Raw genomic sequence first — 695 nt, forward strand, 5'->3', positions numbered from 1 at the left:
CCGCAGCGGACGGCTGCTGGACAGCTCGGATCACCGCCGCCGCTGACGGTGGCCGTGTTCGTCACACTGGCCCCGGCCGCCAGGGTCGGCGTGACCGGAATGACAAAGCTCGTGCTTGCACTCGCGGCCAGGCCGGCAGGAACCGTGCAGGTGACGGTCTGTCCGGCTGCCGTACAACCCGCTGGCAGCGTGCCGATCGTGAGGCCGGTCGGAATCGTGTCAGTGATCGTTGCTGCAGCCGTCGTGGCCGTCGTGCCGGTATTCGTGACCTGCAGCGTGTAGCTCGCCGGAACGCCAACGGTCCACGGGCTCGCGCTCGCGGTCTTGGTCAGCGTCAGCTGCGGTGCGTCGATCGTGGTCGGTCCCGCCGACGAGCTGCAGCGCGCCGCTGCCGGACAGCCTGAGTCGCCGCCACCGCTGACGGTAGCGGTGTTCGTCACACTGGAGCCCGCCGCCAAGGTCGGCGTGACCGGAATGACAAAGCTCGTGCTTGCACTCGCGGCCAGGCCGGCAGGAACCGTGCAGGTGACGGTCTGTCCGGCTGCCGTGCAACCCGCCGGCAACGTGCCGATCGTGAGGCCGGTCGGAATCGTGTCGGTGATCGTTGCTGCAGCCGTCGTGGCCGTCGTGCCGGTATTCGTGACCTGCAGCGTATAGCTCGCCGGAACGCCGACGGTCCACGGGCTCGCGCTCGC

The 695-nt window shown here is 69.4% G+C and carries 1 protein-coding gene; it reads right to left on the reverse strand.

Translation table 11 applies throughout. The annotated features are described in order from the left end of the window. Positions 1-695 (reverse strand): DUF11 domain-containing protein (locus DFR29_RS15090; RefSeq protein WP_166654109.1); only part of this gene is annotated, 695 nt, incomplete at both ends.

Origin of the sequence: Tahibacter aquaticus (assembly GCF_004363655.1) — a bacterium.
GTDB classification, from domain to species: domain Bacteria; phylum Pseudomonadota; class Gammaproteobacteria; order Xanthomonadales; family Rhodanobacteraceae; genus Tahibacter; species Tahibacter aquaticus.